Origin of the sequence: Burkholderia sp. 9775_39 (assembly GCF_015712225.1) — a bacterium.
GTDB classification, from domain to species: domain Bacteria; phylum Pseudomonadota; class Gammaproteobacteria; order Burkholderiales; family Burkholderiaceae; genus Burkholderia; species Burkholderia cenocepacia.
In genome coordinates, this window is sequence record NZ_JACCQC010000003.1 from 269,050 (window position 1) to 292,481 (window position 23,432).

Here is a 23,432-nt window from a genome sequence, read left to right on the forward strand (position 1 = left end):
GGATGGCGCGGGCAATGACGAAGCGACGGGCAACGCGGCCGGCGCGGCGTGTCGGCGCGACGTTCGCGCTGGCGCTGGCGGTGACGTGCGCGGCGGCCGGCATGGCCACGCGCGCGCACGCCGCCGGGACTGGCGCGGCCGACGCGGCCGGCGCCGGATGCAGCGTGGCGTGGCCGCGCTGGGACGCGTTCAAGCGCGATTTCATCTCGGCCGACGGCCGCGTGATCGACGTCGGCTCGGCCGATTCGCGCACGGTATCGGAGGGGCAGGCGTATGGACTGTTCTTCGCGCTGGTCGCGAACGACCGGCGCATGTTCGACACGATCCTCGCATGGACCGAGAACAACCTCGCGCAGGGCGACCTGAGCGCGCACCTGCCTGCGTGGCTGTGGGGCCGCGCGCCCGACGGCGCGTGGCGCGTGCTCGACGCGAACCCTGCGTCGGACGCCGACCTGTGGATCGCGTATGCACTCGTCGAGGCCGGACGGCTGTGGCGCGAGCGCAGCTATACGGCCCGCGGCGCGCTGCTCGCGAAGCGCGTGCTCGACGCCGAGACGGCGACCGTGCCGGGCCTCGGCCTCACGCTGCTGCCGGGGCCGACCGGGTTCAAGCTGGCCGACGGCCAATGGCGCGTGAACCCGAGCTATTCGCCGCCGCAGGTGATTCGCGCGCTCGGCGCGCGGCTGCCCGACGACCGTCGCTGGGCCGCGCTGGCGTCCAGTACCGGGCGCGTGCTGCTCGACACCGCGCCGAAGGGGTTCTCGCCGGACTGGGCGCTGTATCGCGCGGGCAAGGGTTTCGGGCCCGATCCGGACACGCATGCGCAGAGCGCGTACAACGCGATCCGCGTGTACCTGTGGGCCGGCATGCTCGACCGTGCCGATCCGCTCGCCGCGCCGCTGCTCGCGAAGTTCGCGCCGTTCGCCGATGCCATCGCCGCGCACGGCGCGCCGCCGGAGCGGGTCGATACGACGACGGGCGTCGCGGGGCCGAACGACGGCAACGGCGGCTTCTCCGCGGCGGCCGTGCCGTTTCTCGACGCGCGCGGCCAGCACGCGCTCGCGGATGCACAGGCGGCCCGCGTCGATACGCTCGCGCGCCAGTCGGCGCCCGGCTACTACACCAGCGTGCTGACGCTGTTCGGCCTCGGCTGGCGCGACGGCCGCTACCGGTTCGGGGCGGACGGCACGCTCGACACCCGCTGGGGAGACCGTTCGTGCGCCGCCCGCTGAAGTGCGCCGCGCCGCACGTCGCGGGATTCGCATGGCTCGCGTCGTCGGTGTGCGCGGCGGCGTCGGGCCCGGCGATCGCGAACTCCGCGACTTCGGCGACACCGTCGACCTCGGCCGCCGCCGATGCGCGGCGCGAACTCGACACCGCGCGGATGTGGGGCATCAAGCATCGCGACGATCTCGCGCGCGATGCGCTGCGCAAGGGCCTGCTGATTGCGCCGGGGGATCCCGAGCTGCTGGCCGAACAGGTGCGCGTGCTGCTGCGGTTGGGCGATGCGAAAGGCGCGCAGGCGTCGCTGGCGCGGCTGCAGGCGCAGTCGCCGAATGTGCCGGCCACGCGGCGGGTGGCCGACGAATACCGGGTCGCGACGAGCGGGCGCGGCGAGATGGCGCAGATCCGGCTGCTCGCGCGCAGCGGCCGTGCCGACGAGGCGGCACGGCGGATCGTCGCGCTGTTTCCGAACGGCGCACCGGCGGGCGCGCTCGGCGCCGAGTATTACCAGATCGTGTCCAATGCGCCGGGCGGGCGTGAGCCGGCGATCGCCGCACTGCGCCGCGCGATCGCGGCCGATCCGGGCGACACGAGCGCATCGGTCGCGCTCGCGCGGCTGTTGAACCAGCGCGACGACACGCGCGCGGAAGCGAACCGGATCGCCGCGTCGCTCGCGCAGCGCAACGACGCGGACCACACGGAAGCGATGGCGCTGTGGCGGCGCGTGCTGCAATCGGCCGGCAGCGATCCCGCGTATCTCGACGCGCTGCACGCGTATCTCGCGCTCGCGCCGGACGACACCGAATTCCGCGACCGCGCCGCCGGCCTCGATCGGCAGCGCGACGCGCGGCGCCGGCTCGAACGCGATCCCGACTACATCGCGCAACAGCGCGGGCTGCAGGCACTCGCGCGCGGCGATCTGGCCGCCGCCGATCCGCTGCTCGCGCGCGCCGCGCGGGCGCGGGCGGACGACGCCGATGCGCTGGGCGGGCTCGGCCTGCTGCGGCTGCGCGAGGGGCGGCACGACGAAGCGCGCGTGCTGTTCGCGCGGGCCGCGACGCGTGCGACCGACCAGCGCGGCAAATGGCAAAGCCTCGCGCGTACCGCGCAGTTCTGGGGGGTGCTCGCCCAAGGCCGTGAAGCGGCCAGTGCGGGGCGCCCGAAGGAGGCCGAGCGCGCCGCGCGGGCGGCGCTCGCGATGCAGCCGGACAACCCGGACGCGAAGTTGCAGCTCGCCGATGCGCTGCTCGCGCAGCGCGACTGGGCGCAGGCGGAGCCGTTGCTGCGCGGCTTGCTGGCCGCGCGTTCGCCGAGCCTGTCGGCCGTGCGCGACACGGCCACGCTGTACGAAAACACCGGCCGCGCGGACCGGATCGGCCCGTTGCTCGACGCGCTCCAAGGGCGCGTGACGGGCGCCGACGATCGCCGCGCGCTCGACGGCCTGCGCGGCGACCTGCTCGCGAACGAGGCGCGCGCGCTGGCCGACAAGGGCGCACGCGGGCCGGCCGCGCAGCGCTACGAGGCGGCCGTGCGCGCGGCGCCCGACGCGCCGTGGACGCGCTTCGCGCTCGCGCGCCTCTATCGCGACATGGGGCTGCCGCAGCTCGGCCGCACGGTGATGGACGACGGGCTCGCGCAGCGCGATACGCCCGAGATGCGCTACGCGAACGCGCTGTACCGCAACTCGCTCGACGATGTCGCGGGCGCTCAAGCCGTGTTGGCGCCGGTCGACGACGCGCACCGTTCGGACGGGATGCGCGCACTGGCGCGCAAGCTCGATGCCGAAAGCGCGCTGGCCGACGCACGCAGCGCGCACGCACGCGGCGACCGCGCGGCATTCGCCGCCACGCTCGCGCACGCGCAGGCGAGCGCACCGGACGATCCCGACATGCTCGCCGCGATCGGCGCGCAGTGGATCGACGCGGGCGAACCCGAGCGCGGCCTCGCGCCGCTGCGCGACTGGATCGCCGCGCATCCGCGCGAAGCCGACGCGGACGTGCGGCTGCGCTACGGCGACCTGCTCGGCCGCGCGGGGCGCGACGACGCGCTCGCCGCGTGGCTCGACACGCTGCGCCGCGACTCGCCGCTGACGCCCGCGCAGACCGCGCGGCTCGAGGATCAGTCGCTGCGGCTCGTGCTGCGGCAGACCGACGACGCGATCGCGCGACAGGACTACGCACAGGCGCGCACGCTGCTCGACCGCGCGAGCCCGGCCGGCCGGGCGGACAAGCGTTACGCGCTCGAACTCGCCGATCTCGAACGCGCGCAGGGCCATTACGATGCCGCGCGCGATGCGCTCGCGCCGGTCGTGGCGCCCATGCCGGACGATGCCGATGTGCAGCTCGCGCTCGCCAGGATCGACGAGGACAGCGGCAACCGTGCCGCCGCACGCGCGCGCGTGCAGGCCGTGCTGGCGCGCACGCCGGACGACGACGTCGACACGCAACTGTCGGCCGTGCGCCGCCTGAACGCGCTGCGCCGCCCGGACGAAGCCGCGCAGATCACCGACCGGCTGCAGGCCGCGTATCCGGCGCGCGCCGACGTGACGGTCGCGGCCGGACGCGTGGCCGAGGCGCAGGGGCGCTATGACGACGCGGCGTCGCTGTACCGGCTGTCGCAGTCGCAGGAACGCGCGACGGGCGTGAGCCCGGGCCGCGACGGGTTGACGCCCGCGCAGGCCGCGTTCGCGGATCTGCAGCAGCGGCGCAATCCCGAGATCGAGACCGGCTGGATACCCGCGTACAAATCGGGCGACGAAGGCATCTCGTCGTATCGCGCGCAGCAGGTGCCGATCTATATGCAGATGCCGGTCCGTTACGACGGGCACGTGTTCGCGCAGATCGACACCGTGCATCTCGACCCGGGCACGCTCGACACGAGCAACCCGGACGCCTATTCGCTGAAGACGTTCGGCACCTACGCGGCGCTCCGCGCGCAAAACGGGTTGCCGCCGCCATTCCAGCTGAATCAGCCGGCCGCCGCGCTGCTCGCGAATCCGCCGGGTTCGCTGCACCAGTCGACGACGGGCGTCGCGCTCGGCGCCGGCTATCTGTCGGACGCGTGGCGCGTCGATCTCGGCACGTCGCCGCTCGGCTTCCCCGTGCATTACCTGGTCGGCGGCGTGCGCTATCGCTTCGACGCGGGCCCCGCGAGCTTCTCGGTGAATGCGTCGCGAAGGCCGGAAACGAGCAGCGTGCTGTCGTACGCGGGGATGCGCGACCCGTGGACCGGCGCGGTGTGGGGCGGCGTGCGCCGCGACGGCGTGAACCTGCGTGCGTCGGTCGACGTCGGCCGCACGAACCTGTTCGCGGAGCTCGGCGCGGGCGTGCTGTCCGGCCGCAACGTCGAACGCAACGCGGAAGTCACGCTGCGCACCGGTTTCACGGTGCCCGTGTACGAGCGCGCGACGATGAAGCTCAGCACGGGGCTCGTCGGCACTGCGTGGCACTACGCGCAGAACCTGCGTTACTACACGTACGGGCAGGGCGGCTACTACAGCCCGCAGCGCTACCTGTCGCTCGGCGTGCCGATCGAATGGGCGGGGCGGCGCGATGCGCTGTCGTGGGACCTGACCGTTACCGGCGGGATCTCGAACAGCTACGAAAAGGATTCGCTGTATTACCCGACGTTCTCGGACCAGCGCGCCGCGCAGGTGGCGGCCGGGTTCGTCTATGCGGGCAGCTCGACGCGCGGCGTGTCGTTTTCTTACGGCGTGAACGGCATCGTCGAGTATCGCGTGAACCCGCACCTGAGCGTCGGCGCGCAGTTGCACATCGACCGGTCGCACGACTATGCGCCGAGCTCGGCGCTCGTGTACCTGCGCTATGCGTTCGATGCGCGCGCGCCGCGCAGCTGGCTCGTCACGCCGACGCCGGTGCGGCTTTATTCGGATTACTAGGGACTAGGGGAACGCCGTGACTACGGAATTCGATGCCACCCGCCTCGCGCCCGGCGCCACCAGCCTGGTCGATCGCCTGCGCGCGTCGTTGCGCATGGGGCCGGCGGGCGGCCGCGCCGGCGCGTTGAGCCGGCTCGCGATCGACGGCCTGCCCGATACCTGGACGCAACTGGAAGCCGGCGGCCTGTATGCGATCTACGCGGCCGCCGGCACGCCGGGCTGCGATGCGCTCGTGTGGGAAAGCGCGCGCCAGGCGCGCACGCGCGACGTCACGGTCGTGCTGGCGCGCGATCCGGCGCGCGTCGCCGCGCAGATGGCCTCGCTCGGCTTCGCGGGCGGCGCGCAGCCGGCCGGCTGGCCGCGCAACCTGAACGTATTGGCGATGCCGCCGGCGGCCGGGCCGGCCGACGACGGTGTGGATGCCGGTGCGGCCGGCGGCACGCCGCGTCGTGCGGCACCGGGCCCGTTCGCGCGGCTGACCGGCGGCTTGCGCGCGATGAAGCGCTACGGGCTGCATGCCCGTTCGCTGTATTTCGTCGAAGGCGCCCAGCGCTGGTTCAGCTGGGACGATCCGGTCGCGCTCGCGGACGAAGCGCACGCGCTGGCCGACTGGTGCCGCACGCGCCGGATCGCGCTCGTGCTGCTGCTCGACCCCGAAGCGACCCGCGCGGGCGGCGACGCGCGCGCCGACGATGCGCCGCTCGTGCGCGATGCCGATCGCACGCCGCGCAGTGGCTTCCACGGCATCTGCTCGGGCGTCGCGCAGTTGCAGCGCACGCATGGCGAGCTGCTGTGGATCGTCGATTTCTGGCGCGCGGGCGACACGCTCGCGGCCGGCGAGGTGCGGCCGCTGCGCTTCGCGCCGGGCGGCCGGCTGTCGGCGAGCGTCGACGGCGGCGCGACCGAACCGGCGCGCCGGATGAAGCTCGCGAGTGACGAGGATCGCGTGGTGGTCAGCCGCGCGGTGGTCGACGGCGCGAGCCGCGTGCCGGACGGCTGGGAGATCGTCGACGACAATGCGGCCGTCGTCGCCGCGTGCGCGAGCGCGCAGGCCGCGACCGCGGTACTCGTGTTCCGCTCGCATGCGCAACTCGAAGCGCTGTGCGCGGACGTGCACGCGCTGCGCCGGCAGTGCGGCGGCGCGCTGAAGATCGCGGTCGTCGAGCGCGGCGAGGTGCTGCGCCACCAGTTCGAGGTGCTCGTGCTGAGCGTCGGCGCGAACCGGGTCGTCGCGCGCGACTTGCCCGTCTCGCGGATGCAGGCCGCCGTGCATGCGCTGCGCGGCCAGCTCTACGCGCGGCCCGTCGCGGCCGACTATCGCGCGGCGCTCGCGGCCGCGCTCGGCGATTCGGTGCTCGGTTATCTGCCGGTCGGCGCGTTCTGCCAGCGGATTCGCGCGGTGCTCGATCGTGGCGCCGTGCTCGCGCTGCCGCATACGCTCGCGAAGCTCACGCTGTTGCCGGGCGTGTCGCACGTCGATGCGTTGCGGCACTGCCGGCCGCGCCGCGCGGGCGACGTCGTGACGGCCGATGCGGCGCACCTGTTCGTGTTCCTGTTCGCGTGCGAGCCGGTCGACGCCGACGATGCGCTCGCGCGGATTTTCGACGTGCCGGTCGATACGCTGTCCGACCGCGTCGTGTGCCTCGGGCAGGGCAGCATCGATACCGAGCTCGAGACGCTGAAGGCCGCGAACCGGCGCGCGCCGATCGCCGACTACAGCGACCTGTTCGCGGCGCCGCAGCCGGCGGGCGCCGCGCGCGCATCGACCGCGCCCGCCGAGCCCGGTGCGGCGTTGCCCGACGCGAGCGAGGTGAGCGCCGCGATCGACGCGATCGATACCTTGGTCGCGCTCGACGCGATGGGCGTGCCGCAGCAGGCCACGCCCGCCGCCGTCGAGGCCGGCGTCGCGTCGACGCCGGACCCCGTCATTCCCGCCGCGCGTGCGCGCGGCGCCGTCCGCAGCGCGATGCCGCTGCGCAAGCAGGAGGACGCATGATCGCCGAACTCGTCATCGGCTTCATCGTCGGTATCGTGATCGCGGTGCCGGTATGGATCGTCGCGCAGCACCTCGGCGTCGGCCGCGGCTTCCACGCGCCGCGCGGCATCGACCGCCGCGACGCGGTGCCGTGCGCACTCGTGCCGGTCGCGCTGCGCGGCCGCCTGCTGCCGGGCGCCGGCAACGAAGGCGGCGAACTCAACGAGCGCGACAGCAAGGCGCCACGATGAAAACGATCGCCCTCACCTCGACGACGGGCGGCGCGGGCCGCACGACGCTCGCCGCCGCGCTCGCGGTACTGCTCGCGCGCCGCGGCCGGCCGGTCGTCGCCGTCGAATTCGATGCACAGAACCTGATGGGCGCGACGCTCGGCCTCGATACGCTGGCCGAACACGGTCTCGCGCACAGCCTGCTGGGCGGCGCCGAACCGTGGCACGCGCACACGTGGCGCAACGCAGACGGCGTGCTGTTCGTGCCGTACGGGCAAGTCGATGCGGCGGAGGCCGCCGCGTGCGATGCGCGGCTCGTGGCCGATCCGGCGTGGCTGCCGCGCGCGCTCGACGAGATCGCGCTGCCGACCGATGGCGTCGTGCTGGTCGACACCGCCCGCTATCCGTCGCCGCAGGCCGCGCAGGCGATCCGTTGCGCGGACCTGACGCTCGTCGTCGTGCCGCCGGAGCCGGTCGCGTGCGCGACGACGGCCGCGCGGCTCGGCGCGTTGCGGGCCGGCCGCGGCGAACTGCAGATCGTCGTGAACCGGCTGAACCCGGCGCGCGACATGCAGCGCGACGCGCTGGCGATGCTGCGTGCGGTCGCGGGGCCGGCGTCGATGCTCGAGCAGCGCATCCACGTCGACGCGGCCGTGCCCGAGGCGCTCGCGCGCGGCAGCTGGATCTTCGACGACGCGCCGTATTCGCAGGCGTCGCACGACCTGAACGGCGTCGCGAACTGGGTCGACACGTGGCTCGCGGCGACCGTCGCGGGCCGTACCGGAGCCGCGCGATGAAGGCCGCGTTCGGCGCGCGACTGCGTGCGTTCGGCCGGCGCGTGGCCGACTTGTGCGCGCGCGGCATCGGGCTGCCGGCGGAACGCACGCGGGTGGACTGGCTCGTGCGGCTGTTTTTCCACGCGCCGCCGCCTGGCCGGCCCGATCACGTACGCCGCTGGGTGCGTGTCGCGTTCCTGCGGCTCGCGCACGACTGGGGCGTGCTGCAGCCGCTCAGCGTGCGCGAATGGCTGTGGCGCGCGATCGTGCGCGCGCCGCGCGTGGCCGACGGCCGTCCCGCGCGCGATCCGCTCGCGTGGTTCGACACGTTCGTGGTGCCCGTCTACGTGGCGGGGCGCGCGCTCGGCCGGCGCATCAACGCGATGCTCGAGCGTCTGCCGTGGGCGCGCTGGGGCGGCTGGCTCGATGCGCGCGCGAACGGCGTCGGCCGGCGCCGCTGGCTCGCGCCGCTGCTGCTGGTGGCCGGCGCGGTGCTGTGGGCCGCGGCCGGGATGTCGCCGCTGATGCCCGGCGCGCAGTTCGCGTTCTTCGCGATCGTCGCGGTGCTCGCGCTCGCGCTGCGCCGCCTGCCGGGCCATTTGCCGACCCTTGCGCTCGCGTCGCTCGCGCTGCTCGCGGCGGTGCGCTACGTGTGGTGGCGCACGACCCAGACGCTCGACTTCCGCAGCCCGGTCGAAGCCGTCGCCGGTTACCTGCTGTATGGCGCCGAAGCCTATACGTGGATGATCCTGCTGCTCGGCTTCGTGCAGACCGCGTGGCCGCTCGACCGGCCGATCGTGCCGCTGCCCGACGATCCGGACAACTGGCCGACCGTCGACGTCTATATCCCGACCTACAACGAGCCGCTGTCGGTCGTGAAGCCGACCGTGTTCGCCGCGCAGAGCATCGACTGGCCGAGCGCGAAACTGCGCGTATACCTGCTCGACGACGGCCGCCGTCCGGAATTCGCGGCATTCGCGGCCGAGGCCGGCATCGATTACCTGACGCGCGACGACAACCTTCACGCGAAGGCCGGCAACATCAACCGCGCACTGCCGAAGACGCACGGCGAGTACATCGCGATCTTCGACTGCGATCACGTGCCGACGCGCTCGTTCCTGCAGACGACGATGGGCGTGTTCCTGCGCGACCCGAAGTGCGCGCTCGTGCAGACGCCGCACCATTTCTTCTCGCCCGATCCGTTCGAGCGCAACCTCGGCACGTTCCGCGAGATCCCGAACGAGGGCAACCTGTTCTACGGCCTCGTGCAGTCCGGCAACGACCTGTGGAACGCGACGTTCTTCTGCGGCTCGTGCGCGGTGCTCAAGCGCAGCGCGCTGGAGGAGGTCGGCGGCGTCGCGGTCGAGACCGTGACCGAGGATGCGCATACGGCGCTCAAGCTGCACCGGCGCGGCTATACGTCGGCGTACCTGCCGACCGTGCAGGCGGCCGGCCTCGCGACCGAAAGCCTTGCCGGCCACGTGAAGCAGCGCACGCGCTGGGCGCGCGGGATGGCGCAGATCTTCCGCATCGACAACCCGTTCCTCGGGCGCGGGCTCGGCCTGATCCAGCGGATCTGCTACGGCAACGCGATGCTGCATTTCTTCTACGGGATTCCGCGGCTGGTGTTCCTGACGATCCCGCTCGCGTACCTGTTCTTCCACCTGTACTTCATCAACGCGTCGTCGCTGGCGCTCGCGAGCTACGTGATCCCGTATCTCGTGCTTGCGAACATCGCGAACTCGCGGATGCAGGGCCGCTACCGGCATTCGTTCTGGGCCGAGGTCTACGAATCGGTGCTCGCGTGGTACATCGCGCTGCCGACCACCGTCGCGTTCTTCAGCCCGAAGCACGGCAAGTTCAACGTGACCGACAAGGGCGGCAAGATCGACGAAGGCTACGTCGACTGGTCGACGTCGAAGCCGTATCTCGTGCTGTTCGCGCTGAACGTGCTCGCGATCGCCGCCGGCCTGTGGCGGCTCGTGGCCGACCAGGGTGACGAGGCGTCGACGATCCTGATCACGCTCGGCTGGACCGTGTACAACCTCGCGATGCTCGGCGCGGCGCTGGCCGTCGCGCGCGAGACCAGGCAGGTGCGCGTCACGCACCGGATCGCGATGCGCGTGCCGGCGATGCTGCTGCTCGCCGACGGCTCGACCGCCGCGTGCTTCACGAGCGACTACTCGACCGGCGGTCTCGGGCTCGAAGCGGTGCCCGGGCTGCCGCTCGCCGTCGGCGACACGCTGACGGTGTGCGTGACGCGCGGCGACCGCGCGTTCCCGTTCCCGGTGCGCGTGACGCGCGTGACGTCGACCCATGTCGGCGTGAGCTTCGACGAACTGACGCTCGAACAGGAACGCCAGCTCGTGCAATGCACGTTCGGTCGCGCCGATGCGTGGCTCGACTGGCATGAAGGCGCGCGGCCCGACACGCCGCTCGGCGGGCTCAAGGAAGTGCTGCGGATCGGGCTGGACGGTTACGTACGAATGTGGAAGGGTGCGGCGCGCGGCGTGCAGACGATGCTCGCGCCGAAGCTCGATCGCGCGCGCGACTGACGCGGCGCGCATCATGGAGTGGGTTAGATGACGTTCTGGAATCTGTATTTCATCCTGAAGTTCGCGCTGTTCGCGACCGGGCACCTGCAGCCGTTCTGGCTCGCGAACCTCGCATTCGCGGTGGCGCTGGCGGCGAGCGCGCCGCTGCGCGCGCGTGCGTGGCGCATCGTCCGGCAGGTCGTGGCGATCGCGATCGCGGTGCCGCTGCTCGCGCGCGAGCTGCATGCGCCGCCGCTCGCCCGTCTCGCGGAGGCCGCGCGCGAAGTCAGCACGTTCCGCCTCGACTACTGGATGGAACTGCTGCCGCGTCTGTTGCCGCCGGTGCTGGCGCTGACGATCGTCGGCGTGCTGATCGTCTATTTCATCGTCAATCGCTGGCTGCGCGTCGCGACGTTCGTGCTGGCCGTGCTGATCGTGATGCCGCTGTGGCAGGCCGGCAGCGGGCTGATGGCGCGCGTCGTCGCGCCGGCCCAGCCGCAGGCGAACGTGGCGGGCGCCACGCGTGTCGACCAGCCCGAGGACCACAACGCGGCGCTCGCAACGTTCCGCGCGCAGGAATCGCAGCGGCAGGTCGCGTTCGGCCATCTCGGCAGCGATCCGGCCGCGCAGTTCGACGTGATCGTGCTGCACATCTGCTCGCTGTCCTGGGACGACCTCGATGCGGCGAAGGTGCGCAACCACCCGATGCTGAGCCACTTCGACTACCTGTTCACGAACTTCAGCACGGCCGCGAGCTATAGCGGCCCGGCGGCGATCCGCGTGCTGCGCGCGAGCTGCGGGCAGGAAGCGCATGCGGACCTGTACAAGCCCGCACCGCAGCAGTGCCATTTGTTCTCGCAACTGGCGGGCGCGGGCTACACCGTGCAGTCGCTGCTGAACCACGACGGCCATTTCGACAACTTCCTGCAGGTGATCCACGACAACATCGGCGTGCCCGATGCGCCGATGATCTCGAACGCGGCCGCGCCCGTCGCGATGCACGCGTTCGACGGCTCGGCGATCAAGGACGACTACGCGACGCTCGCGAACTGGTACGCGCAGCGTGCGGCGGTGCCGGGGCCGGTCGCGCTGTACTACAACACGATCAGCCTGCACGACGGCAACCGCGTCGTCGGCAGCGCGCTGACGAGCATCGACTCGTATCCGCAGCGCGCGACGAAAATGATGACCGATTTCGATCGTCTCGCCGACCTGATCGCGCAATCGGGCCGCCGCGCGGTGATCGTGTTCGTGCCCGAGCACGGCGCCGCGTTGCGCGGCGACAAGAACCAGGTCGCGGGCCTGCGCGAGATTCCGACGCCGCGCATCGTGCACGGGCCGGTCGGCGTGCGGCTCGTCGGCTTCGCCGGCAACCACGGCGCGACGACCGTGATCGAGCAGCCGACCAGCTTCCTCGCGCTCGCGCAGTTGCTGTCGAACCTCGTGTCGAACAGCCCGTTCAAGCCGGGCGCGACGCTCGCGCAATACGCGGCCGATTTGCCGCGCACGCGGATGATCGGCGAGAACGAGGGCACGGTGACGATGCAGACGGCCGCGGGTTACGCGGTGAAAACTCCGGATGGCGTATGGATCGACGAACGGTAACAATCGCCGGCGAAGGCGACGACGAGCGCCTGTCGCAACCGAACGACGTGATCGGCCTCGCGCGGCATCTGCCCGCGCTCGATCCCGAACGCTATGTCGACGAACAGGCGCGCCGCGCGTTCGATGCGTCGCTCGATCGCTGGCCGACGCTCGCGAAGCTGATGGGACTGAAGCGGTAAACGCACGACGGCCGGCGTGGCGGCCGGCCGTCGTCGGCGGGGCGCGCCGCTTACTGCGTCCGGCGTTCCGGCTGGCGCGTCCATTCGCCTTCTTCGCCCGGCACCTTGCCGAACGTCTGATCGGCCCATGCGGCACGCGCCGCGTCGATCTTCGCGCGGTCGCTCGACACGAAATTCCATTCGATGAACCGCTCGCCCGGCAGGTGGGCGCCGCCGAGCAGCATCGCGCGTGCGCCGTGCGCGCTCGCGAGCGCGACCGTCGCGCCCGGTTCGAGCACGGCCATCGTCGCCGGGGCGAGCGGCGTGCCGTCGACGGTGAGGTCGCCGTCGACGAGATATACGCCGCGTTCGTCGTGCTCCGCATCGAGCGCGAGCTGCCCGCCCGACGCGAATTCCGCAACCGCATAAAGCGTGGGCGAGAACACGGCGACCGGCGACGCGAGCCCGAACGCGGTGCCCGCGATCACGCGCACGGTCGCGCCGTCGCGCGTGAACGACGGCAGCGTGTCGGCCGCGTGGTGGACGAACGCGGGCGCGGTGTCTTCATGCTCGACCGGCAGCGCGACCCAGGTCTGGATGCCGTGTACCGGCTGCTCGCGCGGCCGATCCTCGTCGGGCGAGCGCTCCGAATGCACGATGCCGCGGCCGGCCGTCATCCAGTTCACGTCGCCCGGCACGATCTTCTGCCGGAAGCCGAGGCTGTCGTGATGCATCAGCGAGCCGTCGAACAGGTAAGTGACGGTCGCGAGCCCGATGTGCGGATGCGGCAGCACGTCGATGCCGCGGCCGGCCGGCAGCACCGCGGGCCCCATTTCGTCGAAGAAGATGAACGGGCCGACGAGGCGCGCGGCGCGCGCGGGCAGCACGCGGCGCACGACGAGGTTGCCGATGTCGCTTTCGCGCGGCGTGAGCAGGGTCTTGATCGAGGCGGACATGACGGGAATCTCGTGACGGTGGCGGGCAGCGATCAGGCGATCGCCGTGTCGATCGTGATCGGATGCGTGAGGATCTTGTGGACCGGGCACGCGTTCGCGATTTGCAGCAGGCGTTCGCGCTGCTCGTCGGTCAGGTCGCCGTCGAGCGTGATGCGGCGCACGATCGTGCTGCCGGCGCTGCCCGATTCGTGCGCGAGCTTCACGTGCACTTCGGCGAGCGGCCAGCCTTTTCGTTGCGCATACATCTTCAGCGTGATCGCGGTGCAGGCGCCGAGGCTCGACAGCAGCAGCGCGACGGGCGTTGGCGCCGCATCGCCGCCGCCGAGCGACGCGGGTTCGTCGGCGCGCCACTGATGGACGCCGTCGGTGAAGTGGACGAGGTAATCGACCGAGCCGATGCTCGCTTCGACGGACAGTTCGCTCATTGCGGTTCCAGGTGGGAAAGGGGACGGGCCGGGCAGGCCGGACGTTACGGTTCGAGCAGGCGCTGCAGCCGCAGCTCCTCGAAATCGAGTTCCGATTCTATGCGGTGCAGCACCGCGTCGTCGACCTTGCCGTCGCGATGCAGGTCGAGCAGCGCGCGGCGCGATATGCCGACGAGCTCGAGTTCGACGCGCAGCATGCGGGCGCGCACGCCGGCCGGTTCGGCGCCTTGCCGGTGCGCGCGTTCGTTGAACGTGACGCGGTTGCGGTATTCGGCGAGCAGGCGGTCGAGCGACGGCTGCTCGAGCGCCGAGCCGTGCTGCCCGAGCGTATCGAGTTCGGCGAGCGCCGCGCCGAACGTGTGCGCGCGCACCGCATGTTCGGACATCGTGTGGCGCGCGGCCGGGCGCAGCTTCAGCACGCGAATGAGCGGCGCGAGCGTGCCGCCCTGCACGACGAGCGTCGCGATGATCAGCAGGAAGGTACTGAACAGGATCAGGTCGCGGCCGGGGAAGTTGGCGGGCAGCGCGATCGCGGCCGCGAGGCTCACGACGCCGCGCATGCCCGACCAGCCGAGCACGACGGCTTCGCGCCACGACCACGGCGTGTGGCCCGCGCGCCGCGCACGCAGGCGGCCCGGCAGCCACATCGCGACGAACACCCACACGACGCGCGCACCGATCGCGGCGGCCGTCGCCGGCAGCGCGACCCGCAGGCCGGCCACCAGCACCGCGCCTTCGTGGTTCACGCGTGCGAGGATCGCATGCAGCGCGAGGCCGATCAGGATGAACACGAGCGCGTCGAGCACGAACACGATCGCCTCCCACGTCGCCTTCGCCTTGATCCGCATGTCGGCGTTGAACACCCGATGCTGGCGCACGCCGAGCACGAGCCCGCAGGTGACGACCGACAGCACGCCCGAGCCGTCGACGGCTTCCGCGATCCCGTAGCTGCCCCATGCCATCGCGAACGTCACGACGATGCCGAGCATCGGATCGCGCAGGCGCGGCAGCACCCAGCACATCGCGTGGCCGCACGCGAGGCCGACCGCGATGCCGATCAGCGTGAGCGAGAAGAACAGGCCGGTGGCGCTGGCCGCCGTGATCGACACGGCGAGCGCGGCCGACACGGCCATCTGGTACAGCAGCAGGCCCGACGCATCGTTGACGAGACTTTCGCCTTCGAGCACCGCGACGAGCCGCGCGGGCAGCGGGTGGCGTTGCAGGATCGCCTTCGCGGCGACCGCGTCGGGCGGCGACACGATCGCGCCGAGCGTGAAGCACGCGGCCCACGGCAGCGCGGGGTTCGCCGCATGCACGGCGAGCGCGACCGCGACGGTCGTGAACGCCACGGCGCCGAGCGCGAGCGACGCGATCGACGCGAGTTCCTGCCGGAATTCCTTCCACGCGGTGTAGAACCCGCTCGACATCAACAGCGGCGGCAGCACGGCCGCGAGCAGCAGCGCCGGGTCCATGTCGGGCACGCGCTTGCCCGCGACGGCGACCACGCAGCCGCCGAGCAGCAGCACGACGGCCGGCGGAATCGAAATCCGCTCGGCGAGCCAGGTGAGGGCGCCCGCGCCGCAGATCAACAGCAGCAGGTAATGGAACAGCTCGACGTTGGTCATGCGCGGCCGGCGGCGATGGGGTGGATCACGAAGGCTTGCGGTCGTTCGCGGCGCCGCCCGGCAGCGCGCCGAACATGTGCTGGCTGCACTGTGCGTCGCGCCATGCAGTGTTCAGCCGATGGCCGGACAACATCCGGCGCGCGACGGGCAGGATCTGTTCGCCGGCCAGCATGCCGAGCAGGCCGGTGAGCGCGATGAGCGGCGGCGCCGGCGAATTCACGCCGAGTGCGCCGTAGATGACGCCCGCGAGGAGGCCGGCGATCAGCGACAGGAAATACGGTTTCATGGTGAGCTTCCGTGAGGGCCGACGGGCGGCGCGGTGCATGCCGTCAAGAACTTGAAAGCGTAGCGGGTTTGCGTGAAGAAAAAAAGGGCGGGCAGCCCCGAACGGGCATTCGTTCAGGAATCGGATCGATTCCATTTCTTGGGTGTTCGCGCCGTGCGTTTGCGGCTTAAATATTTCGGCCCGGATGACGATCCGGCGTCGACGCACACCAGGCTCCTCCCGTTTTCACGGTCGAGGCAGGCCTCCCTTTTTCCGTTCACAGGACCCCATTCGCCATGAGCAACCCGAAGCTTGAAGTACTGACGCCGCACAACAGCCAGCTGATCTTCATCGACCAGCAGCCGCAGATGGCGTTCGGCGTGCAGTCGATCGATCGCCAGACGCTGAAGAACAACGTCGTCGGGCTCGCGAAGGCCGCGAAGGTCTTCGACATCCCGACCACGATCACGACGGTCGAAAGCGACAGCTTCTCGGGCCATACCTATCCCGAACTGCTCGACGTGTTCCCGAACCAGAAGACGCTCGAACGGACGTCGATGAATTCGTGGGACGACCAGAAGGTGCGCGACGCGCTCGCCGCGAACGGTCGCAAGAAGGTGATCGTGTCGGGGCTGTGGACCGAGGTCTGCAATACGACGTTCGCGCTGTGCGCGATGCTCGAGGGCGACTACGAGATCTACATGGTCGCCGACGCGTCGGGCGGCACGTCGCAGGCCGCGCACGATTTCGCGATGCAGCGCATGGTGCAGGCCGGCGTGGTGCCGGTCACGTGGCAGCAGGTCCTGCTCGAGTGGCAGCGCGACTGGGCGCGCCGCGACACGTACGACGCCGTGATGGCGATCGCGAAGGAGCACTCGGGCGCATACGGGATGGGCGTCGACTACGCGTACACGATGGTCCACAAGGCGCCGCAGCGCACCGCGACGCCGCACGAGTCGATTCGGGCCGTGCCCGCGAAGTAACGGGCCGGCGGCCGCGCTGGCCGCGCCGGAGGCGGCGAGCGCCTGCCACCGCTCATCACGCGTTCAGGCGGCGGGCAGCGCCCACGGCGCGTGCGCGAAGCGTTCCGCGAGGAAGTCGAGCAGCACCGTCACGCGCGCGGCGCGCAGCATGCCGGGCGGCGTGACGAGGTTCACGTTGATGTCCGCGATCTTCCAGTCGCTCATCACTTCCTCGAGCTCGCCGCGCTGCATCGCGTCCCACACGAGGAACTCGGGCTGCAGCGCCAGGCCGTGACCGCCGACGAGCGCGGGGAGGATCACGTCCGCGTTGTTGGTGCGGATGCGCCCGCGGACGGACACGCCGACTTCGTCGCCCGACGCCGGATGGCGGAAGCGCCAGTGCTCGGGGGTCGGCAAGTTGGTGTACGTGAGGCACACGTGCTGTTCGATGTCGCGCGGATGCGTGGGGCGGCCGCGCCGGTCGAGATACGCGGGCGATGCGACGAGCGGCCGGCGCACCGCGCAGAGGCGGCGCGAACGCAGCGTCGAATCGTTCAGCTCGGCGATGCGGATCGCGACGTCGAAGCCGCCCGACACGATGTCGACGATGTGATCGGTGAGCACGAGATCGATGTCGACGCGCGGATAGCGTTCGAGAAACGCGGGCAGCACCGGCGAAAGATGGCGCAGCCCGAACGACATCGGCGCATTCACGCGCACGAGGCCGTGCGGCTCGAGCGCCTGCGCGGACGCTTCGTTCTCGATCAGCTCCGCATCGGCGAGCAGGCGGATCGCGCGGTCGCGCAGCAGTTCGCCGGTCGGCGTGAGCGACAGCTTGCGCGACGTGCGGTACAGCAGCATCGCGCCGAGGCGTTTTTCGAGGCGCGCGATCGCCTTCGACACGGTGGGTTGCGATACGCCGAGCAGGTCGGCGGCTTTCGCGAACGAACCGGTCTCCGCGACGCGCGCAAAGATGGCCCAGGCTTCGAGATCAGGAAGGTGTTGCATGGTCGGCGTGAATGGCAGGGAAGCGAAACGGATGCGATGCGCCGCGCAGGCGGCCTCGCGATGCCGGTGATTCTAATCCGGCCGGGAGAAAAAACGTTATGGAATCTTATCTAATTTCATTGGGCGCCGGTGTGCTGATCGGCGTCGTGTACAGCGTGATCAGGGTGCGCTCGCCGGCACCGCCGCTGATCGCGCTGGTGGGCCTCGCCGGCATGCTGGCCGGCGCGCAGGCCATCGCGCCGGTTCGTCACTGGCTCGGCTTCTGACCGCATCGAGGACATTTCATGAGCGCAACCGATACCCAACCCGATCTGATCCTGCACAACGGGCGCATCACGACGCTCGATCGTGCGAACCCGGTCGCGACCGCCGTCGCGATCAAGGACGGCCGCTTCGTCGCGGTCGGCGGCAATGCGGAGATCGTGCCGCTCGCGGGCCGCGCGACGAAGGTCGTCGACCTCGACGGCCGCACCGTGCTGCCGGGCCTGATCGACAACCATACGCACGTGATTCGCGGTGGCCTGAATTACAACCTGGAGCTGCGCTGGGACGGCGTGCGGTCGCTCGCGGTCGCGATGGAGATGCTCAAGCGCCAGGTCGCGATCACGCCCGCGCCGCAGTGGGTGCGCGTGGTCGGCGGCTTCACCGAGCACCAGTTCGCCGAGAAGCGGCTGCCGACGATCGCCGAACTCAATGCAGTCGCACCCGACACGCCGGTGTTCATCCTGCACCTGTACGACCGCGCGCTGCTGAACGCGGCCGCGCTGCGGGTGGTCGGCTACACGAAGGACACGCCGGAGCCGCCGGGCGGCACGATCCTGCGCGACGACGCGGGCAACCCCACCGGCCTGCTGCTCGCGAACCCGAACGCGACGATCCTCTACGCGACACTCGCGAAAGGCCCGAAGCTGCCGTTCGAGTATCAGTACAACTCGACGCGTCACTTCATGCGCGAGCTGAACCGGCTGGGCGTGACGGGCGTGATCGACGCGGGCGGCGGTTCGCAGAATTATCCCGACGACTACGAAGTGATCCGCAAGCTGCACGACACGGGCGAGATGACGGTGCGGATCGCGTACAACCTGTTCACGCAGAAGCCGAATGCCGAGAAGGAAGACTTCGTGAACTGGACCAGGAGCGTCACGTATCACGACGGCACCGACTATTTCCGTCACAACGGCGCGGGCGAGATGCTGGTGTTTTCCGCGGCCGACTTCGAGGATTTCCGCGTCGCGCGCCCGGACCTGCCCGCGCAGATGGAAGACGATCTCGAAGGCGTCGTGCGCGTGCTCGCGCAGAACCGCTGGCCCTGGCGCATGCACGCGACCTACGACGAAACGATCAGCCGCGCGCTCGATGTGTTCGAGAAGGTGAACCGCGACATTCCGCTCGACGGGCTGAACTGGTTCTTCGATCACGCGGAAACCATCTCCGAGCAATCGATGGACCGCATCGCCGCGCTCGGCGGCGGTATCGCGGTGCAGCACCGGATGGCGTACCAGGGTGAATACTTCGTCGAGCGCTACGGCGCGCAAGCCGCGGAGGCGACGCCGCCTGTCGCGAAGATGCTCGCCAAGGGGCTCAAGGTGTCGGCCGGCACGGACGCGACACGCGTCGCGTCGTACAACCCGTGGGTGTCGCTCGCGTGGCTCGTGACGGGCAAGACGGTCGGTGGCCTCAGAATGTATCCGCAGCGCAACCTGCTCGATCGCGAAACCGCGCTGCGGATGTGGACCGAATACGTGACGTGGTTCTCGAACGAAGAGGGCAAGAAAGGGCGCATCGCGGTCGGGCAACTGGCCGACCTGATGGTCCCCGATCGCGATTTCTTCACCTGCGCGGAGGACGATATCGTCGACACGAGCGCGTTGCTGACGGTGGTCGGCGGCAAGATCGTGTGGGGCGCGGGGCCGTTCGCGTCGCACGACGCGCCGATTCCGCCGGCGATGCCCGACTGGTCGCCGGTGCGCGAGTACGGCGGCTATGGCGGCTGGGGCGCGACGCAGCGCAACGGCGCGCCGTTGCAGCGCGCGGCAGCGGCCGCCGCGGCGTGCGGCTGTTCGAGCGCGTGCAACGTGCACGGGCATGCGCATGCGGGCGCATGGGGCCGCGCGTTGCCGACGTCGGACGCGAAGGGCTTCTGGGGCGCGTTCGGCTGTTCGTGCTGGGCGGTCTGACATGGCGGCCCCGACCCACCGCGGCGGCGCCGGCAATCCGGCGTGGGTCCGCGCGCTGCTCGCGCAGCCGGGGGTGCTGCCGCTCGCGCGGCTCGCGCTGGTGTCCGCGTATCTGATCGGCGGCGTCGCGAAGGCGCTGGATTTTCACGGCGCGGTGGCGGAGCAGGCGCATTTCGGCCTGCAGCCGGCCGCGCTGTGGGCGGCGCTGGCGATCGCGGTCGAGATCGCCGGCTCGCTGTGCGTGGTGTTCAACCGCTTCACGTGGCTCGGCGCCGGCAGCCTCGGCATGCTGACGCTGGTCGCGATGGCCGTGGCCAACGATTTCTGGAACCGGACGGGCGCCGAGCACTTCATGGCGCTCAACAGCTTTTTCGAGCATCTCGGGCTGATCGCGGCACTCGTGCTCGCGACCCGGCTCGCCGATGCACCGCACGCGGCCGATGATGGCCGCTCCAATCGATGACGATGCAACAATCAGGAAAGCCTTTCATGAAAACGATTCGTTCAGTGCTGCTCGCCGCGATGTGCGCGGGCGGCCTTGCCGGTGCGCCGGCGGCGTTCGCGAAACCGCCGGTGCCGCCGGCGGTCGCGCCGACGGTGGCGGTCGGTCCGCAGTACGACACGACCCACGTGTGCGTCGCGCCGGAAGACTTCGACCGCTTCACCGACAGCTTCGTCGCGACGTTCGGCGGCACGAAGTCGAAGCAGGGCGTGTTCCAGGTCACGCCGACGCCGAGCCAGACGATGTCGCAGCTGGTGCTGACGCCGGTCGGCACGATCTCGGTGTTCGGCTTCAAGACCCCGATCCCGTATCCGTTCTGCGCGGAACGCACCGGCTATCTCGTGACCGACATGGACGTCGCGGTGAAATCCGCGCGCGAGCACGGCGCCGACGTGATCGTCGACACGTTCCCCGATCCGATCGGCCGCGACGCGATCATCGCGTGGGCGGGCGACGTGAAGATGCAGCTCTACTGGCATACCCAGGCGCCGCACTACGACGCGTTGCAGACCATCCCCGAGAATCGCGTGTACGTGTCGCCGCAGAGCGTACGCAAGTTCGTGCACGATTTCGTCAAGTTCTCGAAGGGCAAGGTGGTGTCCGACGACCTGAAGGCGCCGGGCATCGAAATCGGCCGGCCGAACGACAAGTACCGCCGCATTCGCATCGAATCGGGCTTCGGCAAGATGACCGTGCTCGCGACCGATGGTCACCTGCCTTACCCGTTCGGCCGCGAGATGACCGGCTACGAAGTGGCCGATCTCGCCGCGACGCTGAAGCAGGCACAGGCCGCGGGCGTGACGGTGCTCGTGCCGGCCTTCACGTCGGACGGCCGCGACGCGGCGCTCGTGCAGTTTCCGGGCGGCTACGTCGCCGAGATCCACGCGAGCGCGGCGCGATGAAGCACGAGGATACGATCCTTGCCGCGGTGGCCGGCTTCGTCGACACGCTGAGCTTCGTCGCGCTGTTCGGGCTGTTCACCGCGCACGTCACCGGCAACTTCGTGCTGATCGGCGCGGGCATCGCGGGCTTCGGCCAGGGCGTCGTGCTGAAGCTCAGCGTGTTTCCTGCGTTCGTGTGCGGCGTGATCGCGAGCAGCCTGATCGCGCGGTCGATGGCCGCGCGGCCGGCCTGGCAGGGCACGCGCATGCTGCACGCGGTGCAGGCCGTGCTGCTGCTCGGGTTCTGCGCGGCCGGCGTGTGGGCGACGCCCGTCACGCAACCGGACAGCCTGCCGGCGCTCGTGGCCGGCATCGTCGGCACGTTCGCGATGGGCGTGCAGAATGCGCATCCGCGCGTGATCGCGCGCGCGGGCGGCGTGCCGAACACGGTGATGACGGGCAACGTGACGCAGGCGATCCTCGATGCCGTCGACATGCTGTCGCCCGGCACGGCGGACAGCGCGCGTGCGACGGCGCGGGCGCGCTTCGCGAAGATGCTGCCGGCGATCGTCGCGTTCGCGCTCGGCGCGGCATGCGGCGCGCTCGGGTTTCGCGCGGTCGGGTTTCTCGCATTGCTCGCGCCCGTCGGTGCGCTGGCGGCGCTGGCGCTGGGGGCGGCGTCGCCAGCGGCCGGCACGACCCCGCGGGAGCCCGCATGATCGAGCGTCGGCGAAGCGGGCGCCGCGGCCGCCACTTCGAGCGGGCCGCGCGCGTGTCGATCGTCGCGGGATTGATGCTTTCGGGCGCCGACGCGACGTTCGCGGAAACGGCAGCCGCGTCGGCGTCGACGCCGACATCGACCGCGTCGTCGGCCTCGGCGCTCGCGGCCACCAGCGCATCGACGTGCCCGGCCAAGCGTCCCGCCGTCCTGTTCAACCGCTGGCAGGAAGACTGGTCGGTGCTCGCGAATCCCTGTGTGCCGCGCGCGCCGCTCGACGGGCTGAAAGCCATTGCGCTCGGCAACGATCCGTCCTCCTATCTGTCGCTCGGCGTGAACCTGCGCGAGCGGCTCGAAACCAACGACGCGCCGCTGTTCGGCATCGGCGCCGCGCAATCGGATACGTACCTGATCCAGCGCGTCGAAGTGCATGCCGATGCGCATCTCGGCCGGCACTGGCAGTTCTTCGTGCAGTTGCAGGATGCGCGCGCGTTCGGCAAGAACACGATCGCGCCGGTCGACCGCAATCCGCTCGATCTCGAACAGGCGTTCGCGACCTACACGGGCGCGCTCGGCGGCGGCACGCTGAAGTTCCGCGTCGGCCGTCAGGAGATGGCGTTCGACTTGCAGCGCTTCATCGCCGCGCGCGACGGCCCGAACGTGCGGCAGGCGTTCGATGCGGTGTGGGTCGACTACGAGTATCGGAAGTGGCGCTTCATCGCGTATGCGACGCAGCCGGTGCAGAACCGTACCGTGTCCACGTTCGACGACGTGTCGAATCGCGATCTCACGTTCAGCGGCGTGCGCTTCGAGCGGCAGTCGGTCGGGCCGGGCGATCTGTCCGGCTACTGGTCGCGCTACAACCGTGGCCACGGGCGTTTCCTCGACGCGAGCGGCCCCGAGCATCGCGACGTGTGGGACGTCCGCTACACGGGCACGCACGGCCGCTTCGACTGGGACCTCGAAACGATGCTGCAGACGGGCACGGTCGGCAACGACACGATCGCCGCATGGGCCGTCGGTTCGATCGCCGGCTACCGGCTCGACGCGCCGTGGTCGCCGCGCATCGCGCTGCAGGTCGACGCGGCGTCGGGCGACCGGCATCCGCGCGATGGCCGGGTCGGCACGTTCAATCCGCTGTTTCCGAACGGCTACTACTTCACGCTCGCCGGCTACACCGGCTACTCGAACCTGATCCACGTGAAGCCGTCCGTGACGCTGAAGCCGTCGCCGAACCTGTCGCTGCTCGGCGCGCTCGGCTTCCAGTGGCGCGAGACGACCGGCGACGCCGTCTATCAGCAGGGCAATGCGGTCGTGCCGGGCACCGCGGGCAAGGGCGGGTTGTGGACGGGGATGTACGTGCAGCTGCGTGCGGACTGGACGATCGCCGCGAACCTGATCGGCGCGCTCGAGGCCGTGCATTTCCAGGTCGGCGATGCGATCCGGCAGGCGGGCGGGCACAACGCCGACTACGTCGGCGTCGAGCTGAAGTACGGCTGGTAAGGCAAGCGCG

General features: G+C 70.8%; 20 protein-coding genes. 15 read left to right on the forward strand and 5 right to left on the reverse strand.

All coding sequences use genetic code 11. The annotated features are described in order from the left end of the window. The first annotated feature begins 2 nt into the window (after nucleotides 1-2). From bcsZ to H0X90_RS06395, 8 genes are read left to right on the forward strand one after another with little or no spacing between them, the layout of a single operon-like run. The gene (gene bcsZ, locus H0X90_RS06360) at nucleotides 3-1,232 is read left to right on the forward strand and encodes a cellulose synthase complex periplasmic endoglucanase BcsZ (RefSeq protein WP_034195702.1); all 1,230 of its coding nucleotides are present in this window, start codon (nucleotides 3-5) and stop codon (nucleotides 1,230-1,232) included. Beyond that, on the forward strand, nucleotides 1,217-5,122 hold the full coding sequence (locus H0X90_RS06365; RefSeq protein ID WP_077191075.1) for a cellulose synthase subunit BcsC-related outer membrane protein: 3,906 nt from the start codon (nucleotides 1,217-1,219) through the stop codon (nucleotides 5,120-5,122). The genes bcsZ and H0X90_RS06365 overlap by 16 nt, the downstream gene beginning before the upstream one ends. 16 nt (nucleotides 5,123-5,138) lie before the next feature. Continuing rightward, on the forward strand, nucleotides 5,139-7,118 hold the full coding sequence (gene bcsE / locus H0X90_RS06370; protein ID WP_006499000.1) for a cellulose biosynthesis protein BcsE: 1,980 nt from the start codon (nucleotides 5,139-5,141) through the stop codon (nucleotides 7,116-7,118). Further along, complete coding sequence (locus H0X90_RS06375; protein WP_012492530.1) at nucleotides 7,115-7,348, forward strand: hypothetical protein; 234 nt, start codon at nucleotides 7,115-7,117, stop codon at nucleotides 7,346-7,348. The genes bcsE and H0X90_RS06375 overlap by 4 nt, the downstream gene beginning before the upstream one ends. Continuing rightward, nucleotides 7,345-8,124, forward strand: coding sequence for a cellulose biosynthesis protein BcsQ (bcsQ, locus tag H0X90_RS06380; protein ID WP_077191074.1), 780 nt, complete (start codon nucleotides 7,345-7,347; stop codon nucleotides 8,122-8,124). Before H0X90_RS06375 ends, bcsQ begins: the two co-directional genes overlap by 4 nt. After that, nucleotides 8,121-10,658 carry a UDP-forming cellulose synthase catalytic subunit gene (gene bcsA, locus H0X90_RS06385; protein ID WP_196438135.1) on the forward strand — a complete coding sequence of 846 codons (2,538 nt, stop codon included), beginning with the start codon at nucleotides 8,121-8,123 and terminating at the stop codon, nucleotides 10,656-10,658. Before bcsQ ends, bcsA begins: the two co-directional genes overlap by 4 nt. Before the next feature lie 27 nt (nucleotides 10,659-10,685). Further along, nucleotides 10,686-12,242, forward strand: coding sequence for a cellulose biosynthesis protein BcsG (bcsG, locus tag H0X90_RS06390; RefSeq protein WP_077191073.1), 1,557 nt, complete (start codon nucleotides 10,686-10,688; stop codon nucleotides 12,240-12,242). Continuing rightward, on the forward strand, nucleotides 12,224-12,421 hold the full coding sequence (locus H0X90_RS06395; RefSeq protein WP_006482672.1) for a hypothetical protein: 198 nt from the start codon (nucleotides 12,224-12,226) through the stop codon (nucleotides 12,419-12,421). Before bcsG ends, H0X90_RS06395 begins: the two co-directional genes overlap by 19 nt. A gap of 50 nt (nucleotides 12,422-12,471) precedes the next feature. Here H0X90_RS06395 and H0X90_RS06400 read toward each other — a convergent pair whose 3' ends face one another. From H0X90_RS06400 to H0X90_RS06415, 4 genes are read right to left on the reverse strand one after another with little or no spacing between them, the layout of a single operon-like run. Beyond that, nucleotides 12,472-13,356, reverse strand: coding sequence for a pirin family protein (locus H0X90_RS06400; protein WP_058901365.1), 885 nt, complete (start codon nucleotides 13,354-13,356; stop codon nucleotides 12,472-12,474). Between the two features lie 32 nt (nucleotides 13,357-13,388). Next, nucleotides 13,389-13,781, reverse strand: a complete 393-nt coding sequence (locus H0X90_RS06405) for an OsmC family protein (RefSeq protein WP_006482674.1) — start codon at nucleotides 13,779-13,781, stop codon at nucleotides 13,389-13,391. A gap of 44 nt (nucleotides 13,782-13,825) precedes the next feature. Further along, entirely contained in the window at nucleotides 13,826-15,406 is a 1,581-nt protein-coding gene (locus H0X90_RS06410) for a sodium:proton antiporter (protein ID WP_077191072.1), read from the reverse strand. A 25-nt stretch (nucleotides 15,407-15,431) separates the two neighbouring features. Beyond that, entirely contained in the window at nucleotides 15,432-15,692 is a 261-nt protein-coding gene (locus H0X90_RS06415) for a XapX domain-containing protein (RefSeq protein ID WP_006482681.1), read from the reverse strand. Nucleotides 15,693-15,967: 275 nt separating this feature from the next. Between H0X90_RS06415 and H0X90_RS06420 the strand changes: the two genes are divergently transcribed. Beyond that, the gene (locus tag H0X90_RS06420; protein WP_196438136.1) at nucleotides 15,968-16,654 is read left to right on the forward strand and encodes a hydrolase; all 687 of its coding nucleotides are present in this window, start codon (nucleotides 15,968-15,970) and stop codon (nucleotides 16,652-16,654) included. Between the two features lie 63 nt (nucleotides 16,655-16,717). Here the strand turns inward: H0X90_RS06420 and H0X90_RS06425 are convergent, their stop codons facing one another. Further along, entirely contained in the window at nucleotides 16,718-17,641 is a 924-nt protein-coding gene (locus H0X90_RS06425) for a LysR family transcriptional regulator (RefSeq protein WP_077191071.1), read from the reverse strand. Between the two features lie 98 nt (nucleotides 17,642-17,739). Here H0X90_RS06425 and H0X90_RS06430 point away from each other — a divergent pair, with 98 nt between their 5' ends. Genes H0X90_RS06430 through H0X90_RS06455 form a run of 6 tightly spaced genes read left to right on the forward strand, consistent with a single transcriptional unit; the run spans nucleotide 17,740 to nucleotide 23,422 of the window. Then, nucleotides 17,740-17,907, forward strand: a complete 168-nt coding sequence (locus tag H0X90_RS06430; RefSeq protein ID WP_006498993.1) for a DUF1427 family protein — start codon at nucleotides 17,740-17,742, stop codon at nucleotides 17,905-17,907. A gap of 18 nt (nucleotides 17,908-17,925) precedes the next feature. Next, nucleotides 17,926-19,818, forward strand: a complete 1,893-nt coding sequence (locus H0X90_RS06435; RefSeq protein WP_060263230.1) for an amidohydrolase — start codon at nucleotides 17,926-17,928, stop codon at nucleotides 19,816-19,818. Nucleotide 19,819: 1 nt separating this feature from the next. Continuing rightward, entirely contained in the window at nucleotides 19,820-20,281 is a 462-nt protein-coding gene (locus H0X90_RS06440) for a DoxX family protein (RefSeq protein ID WP_006482676.1), read from the forward strand. 26 nt (nucleotides 20,282-20,307) lie between these two features. Continuing rightward, on the forward strand, nucleotides 20,308-21,222 hold the full coding sequence (locus H0X90_RS06445) for a glyoxalase (protein ID WP_077191070.1): 915 nt from the start codon (nucleotides 20,308-20,310) through the stop codon (nucleotides 21,220-21,222). Next, the gene (locus tag H0X90_RS06450) at nucleotides 21,219-21,920 is read left to right on the forward strand and encodes a YoaK family protein (RefSeq protein WP_006497734.1); all 702 of its coding nucleotides are present in this window, start codon (nucleotides 21,219-21,221) and stop codon (nucleotides 21,918-21,920) included. The genes H0X90_RS06445 and H0X90_RS06450 overlap by 4 nt, the downstream gene beginning before the upstream one ends. Beyond that, entirely contained in the window at nucleotides 21,917-23,422 is a 1,506-nt protein-coding gene (locus tag H0X90_RS06455) for an alginate export family protein (protein ID WP_077191069.1), read from the forward strand. Before H0X90_RS06450 ends, H0X90_RS06455 begins: the two co-directional genes overlap by 4 nt. Nucleotides 23,423-23,432: the final 10 nt, after the last annotated feature.